The organism is Pseudomonas sp. NFPP24, from assembly GCF_900112095.1.
GTDB classification, from domain to species: domain Bacteria; phylum Pseudomonadota; class Gammaproteobacteria; order Pseudomonadales; family Pseudomonadaceae; genus Aquipseudomonas; species Aquipseudomonas extremorientalis.
This window is the reverse complement of sequence record NZ_FOKD01000005.1, coordinates 365,638-392,101: the sequence shown is the minus strand read 5'-3', so window position 1 is coordinate 392,101 and position 26,464 is coordinate 365,638. Positions and strand designations below refer to the sequence as shown.

Here is a 26,464-nt window from a genome sequence, read left to right as displayed (position 1 = left end):
GGATCGATGCAGTTCGGATGTCGTGGCGCAGGGCAGGGGCGATCTATCCGCCGCCCGAGAGCACCACGTCGCCGATCTTGATCTCGACAAGGAGCCCGCCGGGTTCACCGTTTTTCAGGGGCTTGAAGGACACCTCGGCAATGTCGCCGGCCTTGATCGAGTCCGCGCTCCAGCCGGTGCGTTGCAAGGCGTTGACGCTGCCGGTCTCGATCTTGTAGCGCTGGGGCGGTGGCCCGTCGGCATCGAGGTAAAGGGTGATGTGGGGGTTGGTCCAGGCGAAGCGCTCCACCACGCCCTTGACCGTGACCGTGCGGGTCTGGTCGAACAAGGCGAACGAATGGTGGGCGGTGGCGACCGACGACAGCACGCTGCAGGCAGTGAGAGTCAGCAGACACAGCGCCTGACGGAACAGCGGGGAGGGGGATGAAACGCTCATGACGGGTGCCTCGGTTTTTTTATGGTTCTTATGGGCCCAGCATAGGGGGATGGCGTTCTCGGGCCGTAGCCCAAAACGGCAACCAATGAGGGAGGAGGGGGGAATGTTTTGAGCAGCCTCGCACATGCTGATTTGGGTTACCGCCTGCACGCCGCAATCGGAACACTCGTGTCTCGCCTCATAAATATAAAAACAGGAGAGACGTCATGCGCACACCCCCCTATGCCCCCCTGCTTTCGCTGGTTGCACTCTGTGCCTTCGAGCCGCAGGCCCACGCCTACACGCTCTATAACGAAGACGACGGCGGCACGCTGTTGAACGCGGAACTGGGCGCCGGCTTTGGCTGGTTCGGCAGCACCCGCAACTACCTCGGCGACCCGCAGAAGGCGCCCGGCAGCATGCGTTGGCAGGAAGGCTATGCCAAATATGGCCTCAACGGCTCGACGGACAAGCTCATCGCCGGGTCGGTCTACGGCGGGTTCAGCCTGCTCAGCTCCGGCACCTGGGGCGATGGCGACACCGGTGCGATCACTGCCGGCAACGAGCGCCGCACCGCGGTGGAAGATGCCTTCCTGGGCTGGCGCTCAGGTGACCTGGTGCCCGCCCTGGGCCAGGACGGCGTCGACTTTTCCTTCGGCCGCCAGCTGGTGACGGTGGACGGTTTCCTGATCACCGACGATGGCTTCAACCCCGGCAATGCCTTCAGTCCCATCGAGGGGGTGCGTGACGGGCGCTTCAACCGTGGCGGCGCGTTCTACCTGGGCCAGCGCCTGGCGTTCGGCAACACGGCGGTGCTCAAGTTGGGTGGCAAGGATGGCCTTCACGGCAGCCTGATCTGGCTGAAATCGGATAACCCCGGACAGTCCAAGACCGAAGTGGCGGCCGCCACGGTTGACTACACCACACCCCTCGGCTCCATCGGCTCTACCTACGTTCGCGGTCTGGATGTGGAGGAGCGCTACGCCTTCGGTGATCGGCTCGAGCGCAAGGGCATGAACATCTACAGCCTGCGCGGGCAGGGTAATGCCGGGATCGAGAATGCCGACTTCGCCTTCGAAGTGGCGCGCCAGGAAAAACGTTCCGGCTCGCAGCGGGCGATGTTCTTCGACGCGGGCTATACCTTCGCCGACGTCAAATGGCAGCCGACCGTGAGTTATCGCTATTCGCGTTATTCCGAAGGCTGGGATTTCCTGTTCCAGGGTGGCTACCGCAAACGCTACCAAGGTGAGATAGCGACGAATTACGCCGGTTCCGTGACCTCGAACATGCGGATCAACGATGTGCTGCTCTCCGTCCGGCCCACCGATAAATTGACCCTCAATGCGATGGCCTTCGATTACCACCAGCTTTCCCGCAAGCAGGACCGGGATTTCAGCGCCCGCGAGGTCGACCTGTTCCTGGACTGGATGGTGACGGATAACATCACGCTGTCACCGCTGATCGGCTTCTACAAACCCGAGAAGTGGTTGGGCAATGGCGGTCTGCAAAGTGGCAGTGCGTCGACCAACACCTACATGCAGTTCATTGTCTGGGTGACGTTCTAGAAGGGAAGGGCGTCGGCGCCTGGCGCCGACGCCTGGTTGTTTCAGAGCATGCGGCGCAGCACGTCGTTGCGCGGGTCTTTGTCGTAGAAGCGGTGCTTGAGCGCCCCTGCGATGTGCAACACGATCAGCACCAGCAGGGTATAGGCGAGTGTTTTGTGCAGCCATTGGAACACCACGAACCAGTCGTCATTCTTCGGCAACAACTCGGGCAGGTTGACCCCGAAAAAGAACACACCGTCGCTCATGGTGAAGGTGCTCGACATGGAGTAGCCCATCAGCGGCACGATCACCAGCAGCGCATACATCGCACGTTGGGTCAGCCGGGATAACACCTGTTCGTAGCGTTCCAGGGTTTGCAGCGGTTGCGGAATATTCGGAGTGCGCAAGCGCACGGCGATCTGGGTCAACACCAGCAGGAACGCCAGCACCCCAAAGGATTTGTGCCAGGGGTAATAGAGCTCGAATTTGCTCGCCACTTCATCATTCATACCGGTCATGTGCCAGCCGGCCCACAGCAGGCCGACGACGAGCACAGCGCGCACCCAGTGCAGCAGGCGCAGGGATGTTGGATAACGATCGATTATGGTGGGGTTTTCTGGGTTCATCGCGGTCTCTCCAACGATCATCAAAAATGCACCTTTGAGTGAGCCACCCTGGCGATATCGAGGGTGGCTCGCTCAGTGCGCTGGCTCAGCCGGGCATCAGTACGGTGATCACCTTCTCTTCGGTGTAGGCCAGCGCGCCACTGAAGCCGCCTTCACGTCCGATCCCGCTGGTCTTGACGCCGCCCCAGGGCAGGTTGGCGTCCAGCGGGCTCCAGCAGTTGATGCCCACCGCGCCGGCTTTCACCGCTGCGGCGACACGGTGCGCACGCACCAGGTCGGTGGTCCACACCGTGGCGGCGAGGCCATAGGTGGAGTCGTTGGCCAGCGCGATGGCCTCGTCTTCCGTGTCGAAGGGGATCAGCGTGCCCACCGGGCCGAAGATCTCGTCCTGGGCAATCGCCATGTCGTTGCGGGCGTTGGCGAAGATCGTCGGGCGCACGAACCAGCCGCGTGCAGGGGTGGACACGCCGCCGGCCAGCAGCGTAGCGCCCTGGTCGATGCCCAGCTGGATGTAGCGGTTGACGCGATCGAACTGCGCTTTCTTGGCCACCGGCCCCATCTGTACGCCGGGCTGGCGCGGGTCGCCCACGTTGACCGCCTGGGCCGCTTCGGCCAGCGCCGCGCCGAAGCGCTCGGCGAGGCTGCGCTGGACGAGGATGCGCGAACCGGCCGCACACACCTGGCCCTGGTTGGCGAACAGGCCAAGGGCACAACCGCGCAAGGCGTCATCGAAGGAGGCGTCGTCGAAGACAATCTGCGGGCTCTTGCCGCCCAGTTCCAGGGCCACGCGCTTGAACAGCACGCCGGCAGTGCGCTGGATCTCGCGGCCGGCCTCGGGGCTGCCGGTGAAGCTGATCTTGGCGACGTGTGGGTGTTCGCACAGGGCGCGGCCCACTTCGGCGCCGTAGCCTGTGACCACATTGATCACACCGTCCGGGAAACCCGCTTCCTGCGCCAGCGCCGCCAGGTGCAAGGCCGACTGCGGGGTCTCTTCCGATGGCTTGACCACCACGGTGCAGCCTGCCGCCAGCAACGCGGCGAGCTTCCAGACCGTGATCATCAATGGCGAGTTCCACGGCACGATGGCGCCGACCACGCCCACCGGCTCGCGTACGGTGTACGAGAGGGTGCGGGTGCCGAAGTAGCCGCCGGTGGGGATGGTGCGTCCTTCGAGCTGGTTGGCCCAGCCGGCAGCGGCGCGCAGGTGGGCGATCGCATTGGGCAGGTCCATGCGGCGCGGCTCGATGGGGGAGCGGCCGATGGCGTTGGCGTCAAGGTCGGCGAGCCGTTCGCTGTCGCGCTCTACCAGATCCGCCAGTTTCGACAGCAGCCGGCCACGCTGGGCGCCGTCGAGTTGGCTCCAGGCGCCCCGTTCGAGTTGCTCGAGCGCAGCACCCACGGCGCGGTTGACGTCGTCGGCCGTGCCGCGTGCCGAACGGGCGTAGACCTGTTCCGTGACCGGATCGATAAGGTCGATGCGGCGTCCATCGGAGGCTTCAAGCGACGCGCCGGCGATGAAGTGATTCAAGTGTTCAGTCATGTTGCGCTCCATGAGTCATGCCTTGAGGGCGGCCAGGGCGTCGCCGAAGATGTCCAGTGCCTTGAAGAACAGCGAACGGGAGATGGTCAGCGACGGCATCACGCGCATCACGTTGCTGTAGCGACCGCAGGGAATCATCAGCACGCCGTGGTTGAGCAGGTAGCCCATGAGCTGGCCGATCTTTTCACCCGCCAGGGGCGCCTTGGTGACTGGGTCTTCGACCAATTCGATACCGATCATCAGGCCGCGCCCGCGCACTTCGCCGACCAGTGGGCTGTTGAAGCCGCGAATGTAGGCCTGGGCTTCCAGGCCCAGCGCATGGGCACGGTTGAGCAGGTCCAGTTCCGGGTCCTGCAGGATGCTGATGTTGGTCAGCGCCACGGCCGCCGACAGCGAGTTGGCGGCGAACGTGTTGGGCATCGAGCCATCGGGAATCTTTGCCGCCAGGTCCGAGCGCATGATCAGGCCGGCCATCGGCAGATCGCTGCCGATGCCTTTGCCGAAGGTGAGCATGTCCGGTTTCACGCCCGAGTGTTCCACCGCCCACATCTTGCCGGTGCGCCCGGCGCCGGATTGCACTTCATCGACGATCAGCAAGGTGCCGCTGCGGTCGCAGGCCTTGCGCAGCAGTTGCAGGAACTCCGGCGAAGGCGGCACGTAGCCGCCTTCGCCCTGTACCGGTTCCACGATCACTGCGGCCACATCATCGGCGGCGGTGTAGGGCGTGTTCAGCAGGTAGTCCACGTAGTCGCCGGCGATCTGCTCGGCGCTCTTGTGGGTGGTGTCGAACGGGAAGCGGTAGGCATACGGGTAGGGCGCGTGAATCACACCGCCCATCTGCGCGCCGTAGCCTTTGCGGTAGGCAGTGCCGGTGGTCAGCGCGCCCGACGCGTTCCACACGCCGTGGTAGCCGCCGTGGAAAGCAATGATCTGGTGCCGCCCGGTGATGCGCTTGGCGAACTTGATCGCGGCTTCCAGTGCATCGCTGCCGCTTTGGGTGAAAAAGGTGATGCAGTCGCCACGCAAGCCGTCCGGCGCGATCTCGGACATCTTGGCGGCCAGCTCGGTGCGCCGGGTGCTGTTGATTTCCAGGGCATGCATCAGCACTTCGGACTGTTCGCGGATGGCCTGCACCACTTTGGGGTGGCAACGGCCCACGCTGCTGACGCCGACACCGGCGGACAGGTCAATGTAGGTATTGCCGTCCGGGTCCTTGAAGGTTGCGCCGAACGCACGGTCCATGGCCACCGGCATGCGCCCGCCGCCACGGGCCATCGACTCGGTGCGCGCCGACAACGCCAGGGCTTCGCTGGCCTTGGGGCCGGGCAGGGCGCTGGAGAGGATGCGCGGGGCATCCGCGAAGTGCAGGGATTCTAGTGTGGCTTCACTCATGACGGTCTCTCTGACAGGTCGATTTACGTGTGCCGATCATCTCCGGTGCGCGTTCCAGACCGGTATCCCGAATCGGCACCTATACACGTGCCTGCTCCAGCCCGCCGGCTGTCCCATAAACGATTTGCAGGACGTGTGCTATGTGCGACTATCGAGCGCAGCGGCGATCAAAAAACAAGAATTTCTGGCAGAGGCTTGCGACTCCATGAAAAATCAGACGATCAGCCATTTTCGCGATATCCATGTGCATGCAGCCACCGTCCAGCAGTGGAGCCAGGACTACAGCCAGCTGACCGCCGGCTCCGCCGAAAGCACACTGATGCAGCTGACGACCGCCGGCTGCCACTTGTTCCTCGAACAGATCAACCAGCGTGTGGTGCAGAACGGCGTGGCCCCTCGGGGCAAGATGTGCTTCGCGGTGCCGATCAACGTGCCCGGTTCGATCCGCATGCAGGGGCGCGACGTGGACGACAGCAGCCTGTTCTTCCTGCACGGTGGCGAGGAGTTCATGTTCCACATGCCGATGGGCATGGAGCTGCTGTCCATCACCTTCGAGCGTGAGCTGTTCGAGCAGGCGCTGGAGCAGACCGCGTCGGCGAAGGAACTCAACCTGCTGCTGCGCCAGCCGGTGATCAAGGTGTCGCCCCAGCGTTTCGCCCAGGCTCGCCGCCGATTGCTCGCGTTGTTCTCCCAGGCCCTGGCCGACGATGACCTCGACAGCACGCGCGATCGGGAGCGAGAGATGGTGCTGGAACAGGCGATGCTCGGTGAGCTGCTGCAACTGATGACCGACCCGGCCTGTGACAAGCAGCAGCGCAGCCCCAGCTCTACGCGCAGTTTCATTGTCGAGAAATGCCACCGCCTGACCACCACGGAAATGATCAACGTGCCCAGCGTGATCGAGTTGTGCCAGCGGCTCCAGGTGAGTCGGCGCACCGTGCAGAACAGCTTCCGTGCGGTGGCCGAGACCACGCCGCTGAACTACCTGCGCTCGGTGCGGCTCAACGGCGTGCGCCGGGCCTTGATGTCGACCCGTGCCTGCGACCTCTCCATCGGCGATGCCGCTGCCCAGTGGGGTTTTTACCACCTGAGCCATTTTGCCGCGGAGTACCAGGAACTGTTCGCCGAGCTGCCGTCCCAGACGGCCCGCGCCGCCATCAGCGGTTTTGCGCGCGGCTGAACCTTCACCGATTTTGAACGACCTGAGAGCACCTTCGCTGCTTGCGCAAGGTGAGGACGTGCGTGACCGATTTGGGCTACCGCGACGTTCGTTGGCAGGCATAGGATCGATTCCAGCGTGCAACAACAACGATAAGCGACTCGGTGACGGTGAGCGGTTGACTGCGCCGATCCAACAGCGACTGCCTCATACAATAAGGTCAACAACATGAGCGTATCTCTCCCGGTCACCCCCTCCACGGAGCTCAAGCGTGGCGCCCTGGGCGTGGGCTTCATCATTTTCTTTGTGGTTTCGGCGGCGAGCCCGTTGAGCGTGATCGCCGGTGGCTTCCCGATTGGCATCATGCTCGGCAACGGCGCCGGTACCCCGGCATTGCTGATCCTGGCCCTGCTGGTGCTGCTGGCGTTCTCGGTGGGTTACACCACCATGTCCAAGCACCTGACCAATGCAGGCGGCTTTTATGCCTTTACCTCCCGTGGCCTGGGTGGCTTGGCCGGCGGGGCGGCGGGGGTGCTGGCGATGTTTGCCTACAACATCTTGCAGGTCGGCTTGTATGGCATGTTCGGCGGGGTGGTCAGCGGCACCATGGCCAGTGTGTTCGGCCTGGAGTTGCCGTGGTGGGCGTACTCGCTGCTGGCGATGGCCAGCGTGGCGATACTGGGCTATCGCAAGATCGACCTGTCGGCGCGGGTGTTGTCGGTGGTGGTGATTGCCGAGTACCTGGCGATCCTGATCCTGGATTTCGCGATCCTCAGGTCAGGCGGAGACAGTGGCGTCAACCTGGCGTCGTTCAGCAGCCATCACGTATTCAGCGGCACGCCGTCCATTGGCCTGCTGTTCTGCTTCGCGGCGTTCATCGGCTTCGAGGCCACGACCATCTACGGCGAAGAGGCGAAGAACCCGCAACGCACCATTCCGATTGCCACCTACTGTTCGGTGCTGCTGATCGGCGGGTTCTACGCGTTGTCGGTATGGTCGATGGTGGTGGGCGTCGGCGCGGACAAGATCGTGCCGCTGTTGCAGTCCTTGCAGGATCCGACGACCTTTATCTACGGCATGTCCGACCATTTTGTCGGTCCGCAGCTGACCCAGGTCATCCGCGTGCTGTTCATGGTGAGTATCTATGCCGGACTGCTGGCGTTCCACAACGCCGCCGCGCGTTACTTCTATGCGATTGGCCGCGATGGGTTGCTGCACAGCCTGCTGGGCACCACCCATCGCGTACACCAGAGCCCGCACATGGGCTCGGCCTTGCAGAGCCTGATCGCAGCAGTGGTGGTGCTGATTTTTGCCGCCATGGATGCCGATCCGATCCTGCAACTGTTCGCCTGGCTGTCCAACCTGGCGACGCTGTGCGTCATCCTGCTGATGGCGCTGACGTCGGTGGCGGTGTGCGTGTACTTCCAGCGTCATCCCGAACTGAACGTCGGGCTCTGGCGTGGGCGTATCCTCCCCGTTTTCTCCAGCCTGGCCCTGGTGTCGGTGCTGGTGCTGGCGGTGGTGCACTTCGACGTGCTGACCGGGGCCAGCAAGCTCCTGTCCTATGGCCTGTGCGCGATCATCCCCGTGGCCCTGATCATCGGGGTTTACCTCGCCGCACGCTTGCGCAAACTCTCGCCGCAGCGCTTCCACGCGTTGGGCAGCCACAAGCTCTGAGCCACACCCGATCATCCAGATAAAACCGGCCTGCCGTCCTTCGGCCAGGCCCGCCAGCGTGTGAAAGGAAGGTTGCAAATGCACAACTACAAGATGCTTATCAACGGGGCCCTGGTGGCCGGTGAGCAGGGGCGGTTCGAAGTGGTCAACCCGGCCACCGGGGCGGTGTTCGCCCACTGCCCGGCAGGTTCTTTGGGGCAACTCGACCAGGCGGTGGAGGCCGCGCAGGTGGCGTTCAAAAGCTGGCGCCACAGCAGCCACGCCGACCGCAGCGCACGCCTGCTGGCGATTGCGGCGGATATCGAACGGGAGGCCGATGCACTGGCCCGGCTGATCGTGCAGGAACAAGGCAAACCGCTGGAACTGGCGTTTTCCGAAGTCATGGGCGCGGCCGCCTGGACCCGCTACGCGGCGGGGCAAGACATTGCCGTGGAGCTGGTGGAAGACACCCCCACCCAACGCATCGAGTTGCACCGCAAACCCTTGGGCATAGTGGCCTCGATCACGCCGTGGAACTGGCCGTTCATGATCGCCGTGTGGCACATCATGCCGGCATTGCGGGCCGGTAATTGCGTGATCAGCAAACCGTCGAGCCTGACGCCGCTGAGCACCCTGGGCCTGGTCGACATCATCGCCCGCCATGTGCCCCACGGCGTGATCAATTGCGTGACGGGCGAGCAAGGCTTCGGCAGCGCGATCACGGCGCATCCAGGCATCCAGAAGATTGTCTTCACCGGCTCCACTGCCACCGGGCAAAGCGTGATGCGCGGCGCTGCCAGTAACCTCAAGCGCCTGACCCTGGAGCTGGGCGGCAACGACGCGGCGATCATCCTGCCGGGCACGCCGGTGCAAGAGGTGGCCGAGGCGATCTTCCAGGCGGCGTTTCTCAACATGGGGCAGACCTGCGCCGCCCTCAAGCGCCTGTATATCCACGAGTCGCAATACCAGGCCTTCGCCGAGGCGCTGACGCAGATCGCGGCGCGCCAGGTGGTGGGGGATGGCCTGGAGGCCGGGGTCACCTTCGGTCCGGTGCAGAACCTGGAACAGCTGGCGCTGGTGGAAGCCCTGGTCGACGACGCACGGGCCAACGGCGGGCGGGTGCTGTGCGGCGGCGCACGCCTGGATCACCCCGGTTTTTTCTATCCCCCCACCCTGGTGGCCGACGTCACCGACGGTCAGCGCCTGGTCGACGAAGAACAGTTCGGCCCCGTGCTGCCGCTGATCGCCTACCGCGACGTGGAAGACGTGCTGCGGCGCGCCAATGCCGGTGACATGGGCCTGGGCGGCTCGGTGTGGGGGCCGGATGTCGAACAGGCCCAGCTCCTGGCCAGCCGCCTGGAGAGTGGGGTGGCGTGGGTCAACTGTCATGCGCAGATCCAGCCGAACACGCCGTTTGGCGGCAGCAAGATGTCCGGGTTTGGCGTCGAGTTCGGCCTGGAAGGCCTGCTGGAGTTCACCGGTCAGCAATTGCTGTTTGTTCGCAAGCCAGCACAAGGAGCCTGAGCCATGCACCCTCCACTTATCGGCCCCGCGCTGGCGTGCACCCTGGTGCTTTGCGCCTTCCCGTCCGCGCATGCCTATGAGCTGTACAGCGATGACAGTCGTCACCTCAACGCCGACATGACCGCGGTGTTCGGGCAATTCAACAGCCGCAAGAACTACGACGGCACTCCCGGCGGTTCTACCTGGCGCGAGGGTTTTATCAAGTATGGCTTGAGTGGCGACCAGGCCCTCGCCGGCAACGGCACCGCGTACGGTGCCTTTGCACTGCTCAGTTCCGCTACCTGGGGCGATGGCGACCCGGCAGGCAACACCCTGGGCACCGAGCGCACCACCAAGATTGAAGACGCGTACCTCGGCTGGCGGTCCGACGATCTGTTCCCGGCGCTGGGCAAGAACGGCGTGGATATTTCCGCTGGGCGCCAGGTGGTCAAGCTGGGTCGTGGGTTCCTGATCAACGATGACGGGCCGAACCTGGGCAAGGGCCCCGCCGATGGCAAGCTGAACCGCGGGGGGGCGTTCTACCTGGCGGCGCGGCATGCGTTCGACCAGACCGCGTATGTGCGCCTGGGTGGGCAGGACGGCCTGCATGGCAGCCTGCTGTGGTTGAAGTCCGACAACCGCGCCCAGGCCGAAACCGAACTGGCCGCCGGTACGCTGGACTACACCGCCCAGCCGGGGACGATCGGGCTGACCTGGATCCACGGCATCAACCTGAACGATCAATGGGCCAGTGACTTCCAGCGCCAGCGCAAGGGCATGAATGTCTACAGCGTGCGCGGTGAGGGCGATGCGGGCGTCAAGAACGTCAGCCTGGCATTCGAGTACGCCTGGCAGGACAAGGACGCCGGCCCGCAAAACGCCTGGTACGGCGAGGCAGGCTACACTTTTGCCGATAGCGCCTGGTCGCCCAAACTCACGTACCGTTATGCGCGCTACTCACAGAAGTGGGACTCGTTGTTCACCGGCCAGAGCCTGGGGTACGGCACCTGGCTGCAAGGCGAAGTCGCCAGCAACTACTCGGGGCCGTTCAACAGCAATACACGGGTCCAGCATGTCGGGTTGAAGGCGACCCCGCTGGAAACCCTGACCCTGGGCGCGCTGTTCTTCGATTTCGACACCGTGCGCAAGCGCGATGCAATCAACCTCACTGCCCGGGAACTGGACCTGTATGCCGAATGGGCGGTCAACCCGCACCTGATCGTCACCCCGCTGGTTGGCCTGTACAAGCCCGAGAAGGACGCGACCACGGGCGGTAATCAGGTGGGGGGCAATGGCACCAATGTGTACAGCCAGGTGACCGTGGCCGTGCCGTTCTGAGCATGGCTGGGTACGGCGTTGGGATACCTATGCCGTTCTGGTGGTAGGCGGGTTGCGCATGTTGTCGGCGATCCGTCGCGTGGTGTCCATGACCATCTCTATCACGGTTTCCTGGCGCAGCAGCTTGAAGCTTTGCGTGCTGCCGACGGCCGACAGGCTGCCGACCACTTCGTCCAGGTCGGTCTGGATGATGGGCGCGGCGATACCGGTCAGGCCCAGGTTGAGCTCATCGTGGGTCAGGCAGTAGCCGTCCTTGCGGATCTTTTTCGCGGCCTTGTTGAACCCCGCCCAGTCGTAGGGGCTGGCGGGGTCGTTGGCCAGGTGCTCGTCGAACAGGCGTTGCAGGCGACGGCCTTTCTGGTAGGCGATCAACACCTTCGACTGCGCGCCGCGAAAGAACGGCAACGGTTGCCCACGCCCGAACGCAAAGTGATAGGTGTCGGTGGGCTCGGCGATGTAGGTGTTGATGATGCGCCCGTCATAAAACACGCTGGCAAACACCGCCAGGCCCGTTTGCGCGGACAACTCGTGCATCAGCTCGCGCCCGGCGAGCAGGATCGGGTCGTACTGGCGCATCTTCCAGTCCAGCTCGATCACCCGTGGGCCCAGGCCGTAGCTGCCGGCATCCACGCGGGTCAGCAGGCCGGCATCGCACAAGTCCTTGACGTAGCGGTACACGGTGGCCCGTGACAGGCCCATGCGCTCGGCGATGGTGTCGGGGTCGATCTTCAATGTCTGTGGGCCGAACAGGTCCAGGACGCTCAGCAATTTGCTCAGGCTGCTCATTTCGTTCCTAAAAAGGGGAGGGGCACGTGCTGCGTTCCGCTGGCGCAACACTACCGCAGTGAAAGAAAAACGCAATCTTTTGTGCTTTTGAGGTCGCAAAAAAATCACATAAATCTCACTAAATGAGACAAATCAAAATAAAATGCTTGTTGATTGAATTTTTGTGTGTGATAAATCTCATCACTGCAAACGCTCAAGCAAGAGGGCTGAAAATGAATGGTGCGCAACTGATAGTGAATGCGGCTGCGGCAAGCGGTATCGAGTACTGCTTCGCCAATCCCGGAACCACCGAAATTCCATTGGTGGCGGCGATGGCCAGCGCACCTGCACTCAAGCCGGTGTTGTCGTTGTTTGAAGGGGTCTGCACCGGCGCGGCGGACGGCTATGGCCGGATTGCCGGCAAACCGGCCATGACCCTGACCCATCTGGGGCCCGGGTTCGCCAACGGCATCGCCAACCTGCACAACGCACGGCGCGCCAACACTCCCATCGTCAACGTGATCGGCGATCACGCCTCCTGGCACGTCAACTACGACCCGCCGCTGGCCAGTGACATCCAGGCCCTGGCAGGCGCGGTCTCCGGCTGGGTGCGCACCTCGCGCACGGCGTCGGGGGTGGGCGAGGATCTGCAGGAAGCCATGCGCGCGGCCTGGCAGGCCAAGGGGCAGATCGCCAGTTTGATCCTGCCCATGGACCTGCAAGCCCATGCCGTGACCCACAGCGGTGTATTCGCCCCGATCCGCCCGCCGGTCCGGCGCTTTGCCGGCGACCGCATCGAGAACGTGGCCAAGGCCCTGCGTGACGGCCTGCGCCTGGTGTTTATCGTCGGCGACGAAGGCTTGTCGGTTGCCGGCCTGGAAGCGGCGGGGCGCCTGGCGCAACTGCCGGGCGTGCGTCTGTTCGCCGAGACCTTTCCACGCCTGAGCTACCGTGGCGGTGGCCTGCCGGACCTGGACCGCCTGCCGTACTTCCCGGAAGTGGCGATTGAAATCCTCGAACAATACGACCTGGTGGTGTGCGCCGGCGTGCCGGAGCCCATCAGCTACTTCGGCTACGAAGGCATCCCGTCGCGCCTGGCCGAACGTGAGCGCCTGCTGGCGTTGGCCGATGTCGGTGACGATGTGGCCGGCGCGCTGACGGCATTGGCCGACGCCCTGGATGCACCCGCTTATGTGCCGACGCCCCAGGGCATCGAACTGCCGCCCGGTCACGCCGAGCTGACCCCACAGTCGGTGGGCCAGTTGCTGGCTGCCGCCCTGCCGGACGACAGCATTGTCTCCGTGGAAGGCGGCACCTGCGGCTATCCGTTCTTCACCGCTTCGGCCCGCGCCGCTCGGCACCGGGTACTGACCAACACCGGTGGCGCGATCGGCCAGGGTATCCCGGTGGGCTTCGGCGCCGCCCTGGCCGAGCGCGGCAACCGCGTGTACTGCCTGCAATCGGACGGCAGTGCCCAGTACACCATTCAAACCCTGTGGAGCATTGCCCGCGAGCAACTGCCAGTGGTGATCCTGATTGCCGCCAACCACCGCTACGCGATTCTGCAGAACGAGTTGCGTCGTTTCGGCATGACCGAACTGGGACCCGAAGCCCTGAAGCTGACGGTGCTCGACAGCCCGCGCATTGACTGGAAAGCCCTGGCCAAAGGCTACGGCGTGCCAGCCAGCACGGTGCACACCAATGCCGAACTGCAACGGGCGCTGGCCAATGCAAATGCCGACGGCGGGCCTTGCCTGATCGAAATGGCGCTGTGAAGGAGTCGACCATGAAGCTGTTTGAAGTACTACCCGCCGTCCAGGCTTTTCTGTCCCAGCCGGGGCGCCTGTTTATCGGTGGCAGTTGGCAGGATGCTGCCGATGGCCGCCGTTTTGCGGTGGAAAACCCGGCCACCGAAGACACCCTGACCGAAGTGGCCCAGGGCGGTGCACGGGACGTGGACGCCGCCGTTGCCGCCGCGCGTTCGGCGTTCAACGGCGCCTGGTCGTTGCAGTCACCGGCCCAGCGCGGCCTCCTGCTGTTCCGCCTGGCGGACCTGTTGGACCAGCACCGCGAAGAACTGGCGCAGCTGATCACCCTGGAAAACGGCAAGCCGATTGCTGCAGCGCGCGGTGAAGCGGCCAGCGCCGCCACCATCCTGCGTTACTTCGCCGGCTGGCCGACCAAGATCGAAGGCAGCACCTTGCCCGTTTCACCGGCCAGCGGCGCGCCGATGCTCAACTACACCCTGCGTGAACCGGTGGGGGTCTGCGCGCTGATCGTGCCGTGGAACTTCCCGCTGAACATGTGCGTGTGGAAGCTCGGCCCGGCGCTGGCCACCGGTTGCGTCGCGGTGCTCAAGCCTGCCGAACAAACGCCGCTGGTTGCGATCCGCCTGGTGCAGTTGATCGAGGCGGCGGGGTTCCCGGCCGGCGTGGTCAACCTGGTCACCGGCCTTGGCGCCGAAACCGGTGCGCCGCTGGCGGAGCATCCCGATGTGGACAAGATCGCCTTTACCGGCTCGACCCAGGTCGGCCGGCTGATCGCGCAAGCGGCCACGCGCAACATGAAAAAGGTCTCGCTGGAACTGGGCGGCAAGTCGCCGAACATCATCCTGCCCGACGCCGATATCGTGCGCGCCGCCAAAGGCGCCGCCGATGGCATTTTCTACAACCAGGGCCAGGTGTGCACCGCCGCTTCGCGGTTGTACGTGCACGCCAGCGTGCTGGACCAGGTCCTCGAAGAACTCGAACGGCACGCCGCCGCCCATGTCCTCGGCAGTGGCCTGGACCCGGCCAGCAGCATGGGCCCGCTGGTTTCCGGGCGCCAGCTGGCGACGGTCAAGGGCTACCTGCAACGCGGCCAGGAAGAGGGCGCCGAACTGATCTGCGGTGGCGGGCGTCCGGCCCACCTGGAGCGTGGCCACTTCATTGCGCCCAGTGTGTTCCTGGATCGCGCCGAGGCGGCCTGCGTCGCCCGCGAAGAAATCTTCGGCCCGGTGCTGACGGTAATGAGCTGGACCGAAATCGATGACCTGGTGCTGCGCGCCAACGATTCGCCCTATGGCCTTGCGGCCGGCCTGTGGACCCGCGACCTGCGCTCGGCACACCGCGTGGCGGCGCAACTCAAGGCGGGCTCGGTGTGGGTCAACTGCTGGAACGTGGTCGATGCGGCCTCGCCATTCGGCGGCTACAAGCAATCCGGCTGGGGCCGGGAAATGGGTAAGAACGTGATCGATGCCTACACCGAGACCAAAAGCGTGTTTGTCGATCTGGCCTGAACTGAATAATCACACGAGGTAATTGTTATGGATCTGGAATTGAAAGGCCGCGTGGCCATCGTTACCGGTGGCGGCATGGGCATCGGCAAGGAAGTCGCACGTTTTCTCTCCGAAGAAGGCTGCAAGGTGGTGATCTGCGCGCGCCGCATGGCGTTCCTGCAACTGGCCGCCGAAGAGATCAGCGCCCAGACCGGCAACGAAGTGCTGCCGCTGTTCTGCGACACCAATGAGATGTCCGCCGTGTCGGAAATGGTCGAAGCCGCCTACAAGCACTTCGGCCGCATCGACATCCTGGTCAACGGTGCCGCTGCGCCGTCTGGCGTAGTGCGCAATGACATCGAACACGCCGGTGACGATGAGCTGCTGTCGGACCTCAACACCAAAGTGATCGGCTACTTCCGTTGCGCCAAGGCCGTGACCCCGCACATGAAGGCCGCCGGCTTCGGTCGCATCATCAACATCGGTGGCCTCACCGGACGCAGTAGCAAGGTGCTGTCGGGCATGCGCAACCTGGCCATCGCCCACATGACCAAGACTCTGTCCGACCAGCTTGGCCCCTCGGGCATCACGGTCAACCTGATTCACCCAGGCGTTGTGGATACCCCGCATATCCAGGAGCTGTATGACCGCGAAGCAGTCAAGCAAGGCAAGACCGCGGAGCAGGTCGAGCAGGCTTACATCGACGCGACGCCGATTCGCCGCACCCTCGCCCCGATTGAAATGGGCTGGCTGATTGGTTTCCTGGCGTCGCCCAAGGCCGGCGCGGTGACCGGCGAGTCCATCGGCATCGACGGCGGTTTGACCCGTGGTATCTATATCTGAGGAGCATCTGTGATGAGTAACGGAACCCTTTTGGTGGCCACCGTCGGGCAAGCGGTGATCCGCAGTGCCGACGATGGCCGTACCTGGCATCGCCTGGGCCTGGGGCAGGACCTGGAATTCGATGCGATCACTCGCTCACTGAGCCTGCACCCCGACGCGCCCGAGGTGATTTATGCCGGCACCGACGTGGGCTTGTGCGTCAGCCGTGACACCGGCGGCCATTGGCAGCGCGTCGATTCGCCGTTCAACGGGCAGACGGTGTGGAAAGTCGCGGTGGACCCACGGAACGCACAACGGATTTTCGTCGGCACCGGTGCACCTTCCCGCGCTGTGTTGTGGCGCACCCTGGACGGTGGGCTGAGCTGGGATCGGGCACCGGTGGAAATTCCGGAGTTTTGCGACGGCGTCAGTCGCCCACGCCTGCTGGCGTTTGCCTACGACCCGACCGACCCCGACCAGCTGTGGTTCGGCCTTGAAGAGGGTGGGTTGTTCCACTCCCGCGACGGCGGCGACAGCTGGACCCGCGTCGATGACCGCCTGTTGTGGGAGTTCAACTCGGACGTGCACAACATCCTGGTACTGCCCAACCATGGCCAGAAAGTCATCGTGGTGGTCTGCGTCAACGCGGTCTACCGCAGCCTGGACGAAGGGCTGACCTGGACTGGCATCATCGGCCGCGAAGCCTTCGGCCTGTATTACATCCGCGCCATGAACGCGCCGTTGGGCTCGCAAAGCGACCTGTACCTGAGCATTTCCGATGGCACGCCGGGCACCACCAGCAAGATCCTGGTGTCCCGCGATGCGGCGCTCAGCTGGGAAGTGCTGCCGCTTTCCCAGCAGCCCAATTCCTGCGTGTGGGCGATTGCCTTCAACCCGGCCAACCCCCGGCAGATCGTGGCGGGCACCAAGTACGGGCATCTGTTCACCTCCGACAACGGCGGTGACGGCTGGCAGAAACAGTGGCGCGACTTCAGCGAGATCGCCGATGTGCTGTGGACGCCGGCCGTGGCGCAGATCAAGGCCGGGCATCAATCCATCGTCAAGAAGCACTGAGGTATATCGCCATGAAAGTCGAGATCCTGCGTACTCACTTATCGCTCTGGGTCAGTGACCCGGACGTGTCGGCGCGCTGGTACGCCGACATTCTGGGCATGCACGAAAGTGCCCGGGGCGAGAGCTGGGTCATGATGGCGTTTGGCGGCAAGCACCACGACATCGCCTTGATCCGCGCCGACCCTGGCGCCCATCAGGGTGGGCTGGGGTTGCAACACTACGGCCTGGAAATCGACGGAGACATGACCACCCTGCGCCAGCTCTACGGCATGTTGCTGGGCAAGGGTGTCGAGGTGGTCAAGATCACCGACCACGAAATCGGCCATGGCGTGTACTTCAACGACCCCGACGGCAACCGCATGGAATTCTTCCTCGAGACCGAGCATGACGATGCGCGCGGCAAGGCCCGGTTCAAGGCCGCTGGCGCACCGAGCCGACATTTCAACCTGGACCCACTGGACCCACTTTGAGGCAACCCCGATGAAAACCGCGAATTTTGCTAGCTATCACATCCGCAAATGGTACAGCTTTGTCGAAGAAACCCTGGCCAACGAAACCGGCCAACTGGCCGATGGCGAGCCACTGTTCAAATATGCGATTGCCGCCGTGATCGCCAACCCTTATGCCGGTCGCTACAGCGAGTCGCTCGCCGAACTGGTCGACCCTTCGCCGCTGCTGGGCGAAGAGTTTGGCCGGCGCATCCAGGCATTGGCCGGCGCCCGTGAGATTGTCAGCTATGGCAAGGCGATCCTGGTGGGCAGCGAGGGCGAGTACGAGCACGGTAATGCATTCCTGACCAACCCGGCAGCCGACCCGATCCGCGTCGCGCTGGGCGGCGGCAAATCCTGGGTACCGTCCACCGGCAAGCGTGGCGGGCCGGGGTCGACCATCGACGTACCGCTGGCGCACAAGGATGCCCTGTACGTCCGTTCCCACTACGACAGCATATCGCTGATGTTTGGCGACGGGCCGGCGCCCGACGAGGTCGTGATCATCTGGGCCTTCGCTACGCGTGGACGCTTGCATGCGCGCCTGGGCGGCCTGCAGGCTAAAGACGTCAAAGGCCTGGATGGGCTGCACTGACAGCAGGCGTGCGCCTTGAGCTGTACCGGATTACAACCACAACAAGAAAGCGGTGATGAGCGATGAAGCAGGAGAAGACCCAAGTTGTCATTGTCGGCGGCGGTCCCAATGGGATCACGGCCGCACACTATATGGGGATGTACGGTGTCGACTGCGTCGTCCTTGAACTGGCTGATTGCATCCTGCCTTACCCGCGTGCGGTGGGCATGGACGATGAAGCGCTGCGGGTGTTGCAGGGCATCGGCGTTGCCGAACTGGCCGCGCGGGACATGATCTGCGACGTGCCGTTGCGCTATTACAACGCACGTGGCGTGTGTTTCGCCGAGGTCAAGCCGAGCACCGCCCACTACGGCTGGCCGATGCGCAACATCTTCATGCAGCAGTTGCTCGAAGGCACGCTGCGCGAAACCCTCGGCCGGCATGCCGGCGTCGAGTTGCGCCAAGGCCACGAAATGCTCGAATTGGAGCAGGACGGCGAGGGCGTGACCTTGCAGGTGCGCGATGCCCGGGGCGAGGTCTATGAATTGCGCGCCGATTATGTGATCGGTGCCGACGGCGGCCGCTCCACCGTGCGTAAAAAACTCGGGGTCGAGTTGCTGGGGCTGACCCATGCGCGCAAGTGGGTGGTGGTCGACACCGCCAATGACACGCTGGACGCGCCTTACACTGCCTTGCATGCCGACCCGCAGCGACCGTTCGTGTGCATCTATTTGCCTTACCAGCAGCGGCGTTGGGAGTTCATGCTGATGGAGGGCGAGGACGAGGCGAAGATGTGCGACGAAAGCACCATCCGCGACCTGATCCGTGGGCATATCGGCGATGCGGTCGACCAGTTGGACATCATCCGTATCCGCGCCTACACCCACCATTCACGGGTCGCGGCGCGCTTTGTCCAGGGCCGCGTGGCGCTGGTGGGCGATGCGGCGCACATCTCGCCGCCCTGGGCCGGGCAAGGGCTCAACTCCGGACTGCGCGACGTGGCCAACGTGGCCTGGAAACTCGCGGCGATCATCCAGGGGCGTGCCGCCCATGGGATTCTCGTGAGCTACGACCAAGAGCGTCGCGGGCACGCCACCGAGCTGGTGGCGCTGGCCGACAACATGGGCGCGGTATTGGGCTTGACCAACCCCTTGATGGCCGGCGTGCGCGACTGGTTGTTCCAGGCAGTGAACAGCGTCGACAACCTGCGCTCGCACCTGTTGGAGTTCAAGTTCAAACCCAAGGCCACCATCACCAAGGGCCTGGTCTATCACGAACGTGCCGAACTGCGTGAGGACGACCTGGTCGGCCAGCTGTTTGTGCAGCCCTATATCGAAGACGCCAAGGGTCAGCGTCGGCGCCTGGATGACGTGTTGGGGCATTCCTATGCGGTGTTGGGTTACCGGGTCAACCCGCGCGAGCAACTCAGTGACGAGATGGCGACATTCTGGGCGCGCTGGGACACACGCTTCATCCAGGTCAATCGTTCGCGCAGCGGCCTGGGCCGTCACCAGCCGTTGACGGCGATGGACGCCATCAGCGTGGAAGACGTGGATAACCGCCTGGGCGAGTGGTTCTCCAAGGTGCGCGATTGCATCGTAGTGGTGCGGCCGGACCGTTTTGTCGCCGCGATCACCACGCCCGAGCGACTGGATGGGGTACTGCGCAAACTGGCGGAGCAACTGTCATGAGCCACAACAACGAACTGCTCAACCGCTTGCACCAGGCCACCCTGACCCGGCAGGCCCTGCCGCCGCTGCCCGCCGAGACGCTGGATCCGTATTCCGGTTACGCGCTGCAACGCCTGGGGCTGGACGCCCGCCTGGCGGCCGGCGAGCGCCTGAGCGGGTGGAAGATCGCCTTCGCCGGCAGCGCCGCGCAACAGCGTTTTGGCCTCGATCAGCCGGTGTACGGCGCGTTGACCGAGAACATGAGCGTCAAGCCGGGCACGACGGTGGCCCTGTCACGGTTGATCCAGCCCAAGCTGGAGATTGAAGTGGCGGTGGTCATCGGGCGCACCCTGGCGCCCGGTGACTACAGCGACGAGGACATCCTGGCGGCCATCCGTGACGTCGCGCCTGCCTTCGAAATCGCCGACTGCCGCTGGCAAGCCTGGACCTTTGGCGCCGGCGCGTTCCTGGCCGACAACGCCGCGGCGGGGCTTTATTGCATCGGGCCACGGACGCCGTTTGATCCAGCCCTGCACCTCAATGCAACCTACCGCCTGGAGTGCGCCGGTGCGCTGTACGGCGACGGCAATACCCTGGAGCGCGAAGACACACCGCTGGCCAACCTGTGCTGGCTGATCCGGCGCCTGCTGGCCGACGGTCAACCGGTGGAGGCGGGACAGGTCGTGCTGTCCGGGTCGTTGCTGGCGCCCATGAGCATCCAGCCGACCACCTATCGCCTGCAGATGTTTGGCACGGAACTGGCTTTGGTTTTCACCGCTGACACCGTGCCGGTGTAAACCCACGTGCGGTCAAGGATGACAGCGTCCCTTTCAGGTCGATGAAGACACCAGACCACCGAGGAACGACAACCATGCTCGCTGAAGCGCGAACCTTCAATGACCCTCAACAACACGCCGGGTCTATCCACGGCTGGCGCCAAGTGTATGACCAGCTTGGCCGTGGTTGCCTGACGAGTGAGCTGCGGCAATTGTCCGCCGATCGCTTCCAGGTGTTCCAGGAGGTGTTGGACAAACGCGTGGTCCAGCGCGGTTTCGCCCCGAAAGGGCGGCTGTGCGCAGCCATGTCGCTGGGCCCCGCGCCGGTGGTGCAAGGCCAACAGGTAGGCACCCACAGCGTGGTGCTGTTGCGCGATGGCGAGGAGTTTGTGTTGCATGCGCCCGAGGGCACGCACTTTTTTGCGTTCAATATCGACGCGGTGCGCTTCGCCAAACTGGCGGCCTTCGAATTGTCCAACGAGCAGCTCAAGCGGCTGAAGACCACTTCTCAGTTGAGCGTGGACGATGCGTTACTCTTGCGCATTCGCCAGCGTATCCATCCCCTGTTCTGTCACCTGGTGGAACAGTCCGAGGCGGTCAGCCCGGCGGCTGAAAAAATGCTTGAAGACGAATTGCTCAACGCCTTCCTCGATCTGTTCAGCAACGCCACCGATGAGGTGCGTTGCCGGCGTGGCAATGTCACTGTCAGTGCTTACCTGGTCAAGCGTTGCCAGGAGTTGATCGACGCCAGTGGCGACACGCCCCTGAGCATTCTTGATCTGTGCGAACACCTGCGGGTCAGTCGGCGCACCCTGCAGAACAGTTTCCAGGCCGTGACCGGCATGCGCCCGGTCGAATACTTGCGCAACCTGCGTCTGAATGCCGTGCGCCGCCGCTTGAACAGCACCTCTGCCTGCTCCCAGAACGTTGGCGAAATTGCCGTGGCGATGGGCTTTTTTCATCTGAGCCATTTTGCCGGGCATTACCGGGAACTGTTTGGCGAGTCACCCTCCGAAACCCTCAGGGCGACCCGCTAGGGCGCCCATTCTCAGGCGTAGCTGATCCGCTCGGCGTAGGCGTTCTGCAGCATTTTGCGCTGGTAGTCGCAGGGCGTGGTGCTGACCAGTTGCTTGAAGTCGCGCAGGAAGTGCGACTGGTCGGCAAAACCCAGGTCGAGCGCCAACGCCGAGAACGACACGTCCCGGCAGGTATTGAGGGTGTCCAGGGCGGCCTGGCAGCGGATGATCCGGCAAAAGGCCTTGGGCGACATGCCGGTGTCCTGGCTGAACTGGCGGTGCAGCGTGCGGCTGGTGTAACCGCTGAGGTCTTCAAGCTGGTGGATGCGAATAGACCCGCGATGCCGCATGGCTTGTTGAATGACCAGGGCGGTCAGCGGTGATGCCTTGCCCATCAGGCGGGGTGCAAGATAGTCATTGAACAGGCGCATTTGCTCGCTCAACTGCGGCGCCTGCACGATGTTGTCGAAGATGCGCCGGGCAAACGTCGAAACCTCCAGCAAGTCGAGCTCCCGCTCGGTCAATTCCTCCGCCAGCACATTGATGAAACCGGGAATGACGCCGGGTGAAAAACGCACGCCGAAGTAATGGTGGTTCGGGTTCAATTCGACCGCCTTGGCGGCGAGCGGCGTCCCGCAGATCTTGGCGCTCGGACGCACGGCATCACAGTCGAAGACGATGTCCACGCACCCATCCGGAACGGCCAGTACCTGAGTCGATTGAGCTGCATCGAACGCATAGAAGTGCGAGATCGCCGGGTGGTCGGAGGGCATGACCGAATACCGTGACGAATTGAGAACGAACCAGGGTTGTTCGTTTGCCGTGTGGTGCCGTGGAGTCGAGATCATAGGTGCACTGTCGAGAGGCTCAGAGGCGCGATTTTTCACGCAGGATTCGCGCCAACTCTGGCGGTAACACAAGGCCTGGCGTGTCCGAAAACTACAATACGACCCGGCCCCGCGCCCTCGATACTTGACCTCGACAGCGTGGCGCTGCGCCTACCGCAGCGGTATCACCTTCGACCCGAGAATAACTATGTCTACGACTACAAAAATCGACTTTATCTACCTCTCCGAGCCGGACATGATCCGCGCGGGCGTGACCGACATGCTGGCGTGCGTGAATACCATGGAAGAGATGTTCAGCCTGCTGTACGCCGGCGACTACCGCATGGCCGGGCCGAACAATGATTCCCATGGTGCGATGGTGATTTTCCCCAAGGATTCGCCGTTCCCGAACATGCCCAAGCCCACGGCCGACCGGCGCATGATGGCCATGCCGGCCTACCTGGGCGGCAGCTTCTGCACCGCTGGCGTGAAGTGGTACGGCTCCAATATCGCCAACCGCGAAAAGGGTCTGCCGCGCTCGATCCTGATGTTCACCCTGAATGATCCCGACACCGGTGCGCCGTTGGCACACATGTCGGCCAACCTGCTGTCGGCGTATCGCACCGGGGCCATTCCCGGTGTGGGCGCACGCCACCTGGCGCGCAAGGACTCGAAAGTCGTGGGCCTGCTGGGGCCGGGCGTGATGGGCAAGACCACCTTGGCGGCGTTCATCGCGGTCTGCCCGCACATCGATACGCTGAAAATCAAAGGCCGTGGCCAGAAGAGCCTGACCGATTTTATTGCGTGGGTTGAAGCGACCTATCCGCAAATCACCACGATAAAGGTGGTGGACACCCTGGAAGAGGTGGTCCGCGATTCGGACCTTGTTACTTATTGTAGCTCCGGCGAAACGGGCGACCCCTCGAACTACCCAATTGTGCGGCGTGAATGGGTCAAGCCGGGCGCATTTCTGGCGATGCCGGCGGCCTGCTCGCTCGATGAAGGCATGGAGCAGGCGGACGTGCGCAAGGTGCTGGATAACACCGGTCTTTACCAGGCCTGGTTTGAAGAGTTGCCCAAGCCTGCGCATCACTGCGTGCCGGTGATTGGCGTGCGCTTCATGGACATGATTGCCGAAGGCACCTTGCGCCTGGAAGACGTCGAGGACATCGGCAAGATCATCGCCGGCGCCGCCCCTGGCCGCAGGACCGATGAGGAAATCATCATCATGTCGGTCGGCGGCATGCCCGTGGAAGACGTGGCCTGGGGCACGGTGGTGTACCGCAATGCGATCAGGCGAGGCATCGGCGTCAGCCTGAACCTGTGGGAAACCCCGGTACTGCGTTAAGTCACTCAACCCCTATTCTGACGAGGCATTCGACATGACAAACATCATCAAGCTCAAGACCGGCTCGCCGTTCGAAGACCAGGCCAGCTATTCGCGCCTGGTGGTCGTCGACAACTGGATCTACGTGTCCAACACCGCAGGTCGCAACCCACAGACCAAACTGATCCCGGAAGACGTCCTGGAGCAGGCCCACCAGGTCTTCGCCAACATCGAAACCGCCCTGGCGGCGGTGGATGCAAGCCTGGCCGATGTGGTGTGTTCGCGGGTGTTCATCCAGGACCCCAAGGACGTGCCGGCGGTGATGGGCCTGATCGGCGAGAAGTTTCGCGGCGTCGACCCGGCCAGCACCGTCACGTGCCCGCCACTGGGGTCGACGGTCTACAAGGTGGAGCTGGAAGTGACGGCCTATCGCAACGCATCCAAGGCGCAGGTCGAAGTCATTCGTCTGTCGCAGTGACCGCCAGCGGTTGCTCCTATTTGCCCATCAGCGAGTCTTGATCATGGCACCGACTATTGCGCCCGTGAACACATCCGCCGCGTTTCCTGCCGCCACCAGCGTTGTCATCATTGGTGGCGGGATTATTGGCTTGACGGCGGCATTGACCCTGGCCGAACGCAACATCGCGGTGGTGGTGCTGGAAAAAGGCCGCATCGCCGCCGAGCAGTCGTCGCGCAACCTGGGCTGGGTACGCAAGACCAGCCGCCACGCCGCCGATATTCCCCTGGCCCTCGCGGCCGACCGGTTATGGGCCAAGATGCCCGAGCGGGTTGGCGCGGATGTCGGCTATCGCCAGGAAGGCATTATGTTTGTCGGCCGCACCCCGGCGCAGATGGCGATGCATGAAGGCTGGCTCAAGTCCGTGGAGCATCTGTCCCTGGATTCACGGCTGCTCAGCAAGCGTGAGATCGATGGGTTGGTGCCCGGCGGCGTGGGCGATTGGGCGGGTGGCATCTTCACGCCGTCTGACGCACGCGCCGAACCGACCCTGGCCAGCAGCGCCATCGCCAAGGCGGCCATGGCGCTGGGCGTGGTGATTGTCGAGCAGTGTGCGGTGCGTACGCTGCAGATGTCTGCCGGGGCCGTGAGTGGCGTGGTCACCGAGCGAGGTGAAATCCGCTGCGACCACGTATTGCTGGCGGGAGGCATGTGGTCGCGGCGCTTCCTGGGTAACCTGGGGGTGTCGTTGCCGACCCTGCCGTTGACCTGCTCGGTACTGCGCACCCACCCGATGGAAGGGCCGACGCAGATTGCCGTCGGCGCACCGGACTTTTCGTTCCGCAAGCACAAGGACGGCGGTTTCATCGTCACCCAGCGCGGCAAGCTGGACGCCTTCCTGACCCTTGATCACCTGTTGCTCGCCAAGCAGTACATGCCGCAGTTCCGGGCGCAGCGCCATGTGCTCGATGTATCGCTGGGCAAGCCGTTCCTGCACGACCTGAAGCTTGCACGGCGTTGGCACTCCAGCAGTGTGAGCCCGTTCGAGCGCGTCCGGGTGCAGGACCCTCCGGCCAACCCACGGCTGAACGGCGATGCGATGAACAACCTCATCGCCGCCTGGCCGGTGTTCGAGCAGGCGCGCATCGCCCAGGCCTGGGCCGGTACGATTGATGTCACGCCGGATTCGAACCCGGTGATCGGGCCGGTTGCGCAGATCCCCGGGCTGACCGTGGCCACGGGTTTCTCCGGGCATGGCTTCGGTACGTCGCCCGCAGCGGGTCATCTCGCGGCAGACCTGGTCAGAGGGCATACACCGATCATCGACCCAAGCCCTTATCGCTTCGATCGTTTCTAGAGGAACACACCGATGCTTGCTGACAGTTGTTTCTTCACCAACCGTAGCGGCCTGCGCCTGCATTTCTTGCGTTGGGGCAAGCCGGGTGGCGTGCCGCTGGTGCTGCTGCATGGTTTGCGCGCTTATGCGCAAACCTGGGATTCGCTGGTGCAGTCCCTGGGCGCAGGCTATTGCATCTATGCCCTGGACCAACGCGGGCGGGGCCTGAGTGATTGGGCCGCGCCCGACACCTACCACACGCAGTCCTATGTCGAAGACCTCGCTGACTTCGTCGCCCATGTGGGCTTGCAGCGGTTTGTCTTGCTGGGGCATTCATTGGGCGGCGCCAACGCCCTTGAATATGCGCGGCAGCACCCGGGGCGGCTGATGGGGCTGATGATTGAAGACATCGGCCCCGGTTCTTCAAGCCAGGGCGATGGCGCTGCGCGCATCCGTCGCGAGATGAGCCAGACACCGTTGCAGTTCGAGAACTGGGAGCTGGCCCGTGCGTTCTGGCAGGCGTCACGCCCCGGTCTGTCGGAGCAGGGCCTGAACTCCAGGCTGGCGCATTCGATGAAAGAAAACGACGCAGGGATCACCTGGCGCCATGATCAGCAGGGGATTGCCCAGGCGCGCCTGAGCATCGAGCCGACGGATTTGTGGCCGGCGGTGCGTGCATTGGATTGCCCGACCCTGTTTATTCGCGGCGGCCGCTCGGACTTCCTGCCGGCAGCAACATTGGAAGCAATGACCGCGAGCAACCCGCATATTCGGACCGTGGAGGTGGCCGACGCGAGTCACTATGTGCATGACGACCAGGGCGAGGTGTTCAACGCATTGGTTTGGGCATTCCTCAGGGAACTTGCGCCTGAGTGTTCCTAGGGAACTCGTTGGCCGCGTTGA

General features: G+C 63.7%; 24 protein-coding genes. 18 read left to right on the top strand and 6 right to left on the bottom strand.

Going from position 1 to position 26,464, the window contains the following annotated elements:
• Window positions 1–43 precede the first annotated feature (43 nt).
• Window positions 44–436, bottom strand: coding sequence for a DUF6152 family protein (locus BM026_RS13405; protein WP_071489618.1), 393 nt, complete (start codon window positions 434–436; stop codon window positions 44–46).
• Window positions 437–642: 206 nt separating this feature from the next.
• On the opposite strand from BM026_RS13405, the gene BM026_RS13400 reads away from it, so the two are divergent.
• On the top strand, window positions 643–1,980 hold the full coding sequence (locus BM026_RS13400) for an alginate export family protein (protein WP_092249828.1): 1,338 nt from the start codon (window positions 643–645) through the stop codon (window positions 1,978–1,980).
• A 41-nt stretch (window positions 1,981–2,021) separates the two neighbouring features.
• Here the strand turns inward: BM026_RS13400 and BM026_RS13395 are convergent, their stop codons facing one another.
• The 3 genes from BM026_RS13395 to BM026_RS13385 all read right to left on the bottom strand — a co-directional run bounded on the left by BM026_RS13395 (window position 2,022) and on the right by BM026_RS13385 (window position 5,517).
• Window positions 2,022–2,585 (bottom strand): cytochrome b, encoded by a 564-nt coding sequence (locus BM026_RS13395; RefSeq protein ID WP_092249831.1) that lies wholly within the window; start codon window positions 2,583–2,585, stop codon window positions 2,022–2,024.
• An 85-nt stretch (window positions 2,586–2,670) separates the two neighbouring features.
• Complete coding sequence (locus BM026_RS13390; protein WP_092249855.1) at window positions 2,671–4,125, bottom strand: aldehyde dehydrogenase family protein; 1,455 nt, start codon at window positions 4,123–4,125, stop codon at window positions 2,671–2,673.
• Between the two features lie 15 nt (window positions 4,126–4,140).
• The gene (locus BM026_RS13385) at window positions 4,141–5,517 is read right to left on the bottom strand and encodes an aspartate aminotransferase family protein (protein ID WP_071489615.1); all 1,377 of its coding nucleotides are present in this window, start codon (window positions 5,515–5,517) and stop codon (window positions 4,141–4,143) included.
• A gap of 205 nt (window positions 5,518–5,722) precedes the next feature.
• On the opposite strand from BM026_RS13385, the gene BM026_RS13380 reads away from it, so the two are divergent.
• The 4 genes from BM026_RS13380 to BM026_RS13365 all read left to right on the top strand — a co-directional run bounded on the left by BM026_RS13380 (window position 5,723) and on the right by BM026_RS13365 (window position 11,173).
• Window positions 5,723–6,697 carry a helix-turn-helix domain-containing protein gene (locus BM026_RS13380; protein WP_071489614.1) on the top strand — a complete coding sequence of 325 codons (975 nt, stop codon included), beginning with the start codon at window positions 5,723–5,725 and terminating at the stop codon, window positions 6,695–6,697.
• A 207-nt stretch (window positions 6,698–6,904) separates the two neighbouring features.
• Window positions 6,905–8,353, top strand: a complete 1,449-nt coding sequence (locus BM026_RS13375) for an APC family permease (protein ID WP_093127876.1) — start codon at window positions 6,905–6,907, stop codon at window positions 8,351–8,353.
• Window positions 8,354–8,431: 78 nt separating this feature from the next.
• Window positions 8,432–9,856, top strand: coding sequence for an aldehyde dehydrogenase family protein (locus tag BM026_RS13370; RefSeq protein ID WP_092246172.1), 1,425 nt, complete (start codon window positions 8,432–8,434; stop codon window positions 9,854–9,856).
• A gap of 3 nt (window positions 9,857–9,859) precedes the next feature.
• Window positions 9,860–11,173: an alginate export family protein gene (locus tag BM026_RS13365; protein WP_175507948.1), complete on the top strand. Its 1,314-nt coding sequence runs from the start codon at window positions 9,860–9,862 to the stop codon at window positions 11,171–11,173.
• Window positions 11,174–11,200: 27 nt separating this feature from the next.
• Here the strand turns inward: BM026_RS13365 and BM026_RS13360 are convergent, their stop codons facing one another.
• The gene (locus BM026_RS13360) at window positions 11,201–11,959 is read right to left on the bottom strand and encodes an IclR family transcriptional regulator (protein WP_071491536.1); all 759 of its coding nucleotides are present in this window, start codon (window positions 11,957–11,959) and stop codon (window positions 11,201–11,203) included.
• Window positions 11,960–12,171: 212 nt separating this feature from the next.
• Here BM026_RS13360 and BM026_RS13355 point away from each other — a divergent pair, with 212 nt between their 5' ends.
• The 9 genes from BM026_RS13355 (at window position 12,172) to BM026_RS13315 (ending at window position 21,635) form a co-directional block, all read left to right on the top strand.
• Window positions 12,172–13,713 carry an acetolactate synthase large subunit gene (locus tag BM026_RS13355; protein WP_092246169.1) on the top strand — a complete coding sequence of 514 codons (1,542 nt, stop codon included), beginning with the start codon at window positions 12,172–12,174 and terminating at the stop codon, window positions 13,711–13,713.
• 11 nt (window positions 13,714–13,724) lie between these two features.
• Window positions 13,725–15,215, top strand: coding sequence for an aldehyde dehydrogenase family protein (locus BM026_RS13350; protein WP_093528945.1), 1,491 nt, complete (start codon window positions 13,725–13,727; stop codon window positions 15,213–15,215).
• 27 nt (window positions 15,216–15,242) lie between these two features.
• Entirely contained in the window at window positions 15,243–16,037 is a 795-nt protein-coding gene (locus tag BM026_RS13345) for an SDR family NAD(P)-dependent oxidoreductase (protein WP_071491533.1), read from the top strand.
• Window positions 16,038–16,049: 12 nt separating this feature from the next.
• The gene (locus BM026_RS13340; RefSeq protein ID WP_071491532.1) at window positions 16,050–17,090 is read left to right on the top strand and encodes a beta propeller repeat protein; all 1,041 of its coding nucleotides are present in this window, start codon (window positions 16,050–16,052) and stop codon (window positions 17,088–17,090) included.
• Window positions 17,091–17,101: 11 nt separating this feature from the next.
• Window positions 17,102–17,560: a VOC family protein gene (locus BM026_RS13335; RefSeq protein ID WP_071491531.1), complete on the top strand. Its 459-nt coding sequence runs from the start codon at window positions 17,102–17,104 to the stop codon at window positions 17,558–17,560.
• 10 nt (window positions 17,561–17,570) lie between these two features.
• A complete protein-coding gene (locus BM026_RS13330; RefSeq protein WP_071491530.1) occupies window positions 17,571–18,173 on the top strand; it encodes an amino acid synthesis family protein in 603 nt (200 codons plus the stop codon).
• A gap of 62 nt (window positions 18,174–18,235) precedes the next feature.
• On the top strand, window positions 18,236–19,843 hold the full coding sequence (locus BM026_RS13325; RefSeq protein WP_093127892.1) for a bifunctional 3-(3-hydroxy-phenyl)propionate/3-hydroxycinnamic acid hydroxylase: 1,608 nt from the start codon (window positions 18,236–18,238) through the stop codon (window positions 19,841–19,843).
• Complete coding sequence (locus BM026_RS13320; protein ID WP_093528942.1) at window positions 19,840–20,619, top strand: 2-keto-4-pentenoate hydratase; 780 nt, start codon at window positions 19,840–19,842, stop codon at window positions 20,617–20,619. Before BM026_RS13325 ends, BM026_RS13320 begins: the two co-directional genes overlap by 4 nt.
• A 74-nt stretch (window positions 20,620–20,693) precedes the next feature.
• Window positions 20,694–21,635, top strand: a complete 942-nt coding sequence (locus BM026_RS13315; RefSeq protein ID WP_092246157.1) for a helix-turn-helix domain-containing protein — start codon at window positions 20,694–20,696, stop codon at window positions 21,633–21,635.
• Window positions 21,636–21,646: 11 nt separating this feature from the next.
• Here BM026_RS13315 and BM026_RS13310 read toward each other — a convergent pair whose 3' ends face one another.
• Complete coding sequence (locus BM026_RS13310; RefSeq protein ID WP_071491526.1) at window positions 21,647–22,462, bottom strand: helix-turn-helix domain-containing protein; 816 nt, start codon at window positions 22,460–22,462, stop codon at window positions 21,647–21,649.
• A 187-nt stretch (window positions 22,463–22,649) separates the two neighbouring features.
• On the opposite strand from BM026_RS13310, the gene BM026_RS13305 reads away from it, so the two are divergent.
• Genes BM026_RS13305 through BM026_RS13290 form a run of 4 tightly spaced genes read left to right on the top strand, consistent with a single transcriptional unit; the run spans window position 22,650 to window position 26,443 of the window.
• A complete protein-coding gene (locus BM026_RS13305) occupies window positions 22,650–23,789 on the top strand; it encodes an ornithine cyclodeaminase family protein (protein ID WP_092246154.1) in 1,140 nt (379 codons plus the stop codon).
• Between the two features lie 34 nt (window positions 23,790–23,823).
• Entirely contained in the window at window positions 23,824–24,246 is a 423-nt protein-coding gene (locus BM026_RS13300; RefSeq protein WP_092246152.1) for a RidA family protein, read from the top strand.
• A gap of 43 nt (window positions 24,247–24,289) precedes the next feature.
• Window positions 24,290–25,582, top strand: coding sequence for an NAD(P)/FAD-dependent oxidoreductase (locus tag BM026_RS13295; protein ID WP_093528938.1), 1,293 nt, complete (start codon window positions 24,290–24,292; stop codon window positions 25,580–25,582).
• A 12-nt stretch (window positions 25,583–25,594) separates the two neighbouring features.
• Window positions 25,595–26,443: an alpha/beta fold hydrolase gene (locus BM026_RS13290; protein ID WP_093528935.1), complete on the top strand. Its 849-nt coding sequence runs from the start codon at window positions 25,595–25,597 to the stop codon at window positions 26,441–26,443.
• The last annotated feature ends 21 nt before the right edge of the window (window positions 26,444–26,464 follow it).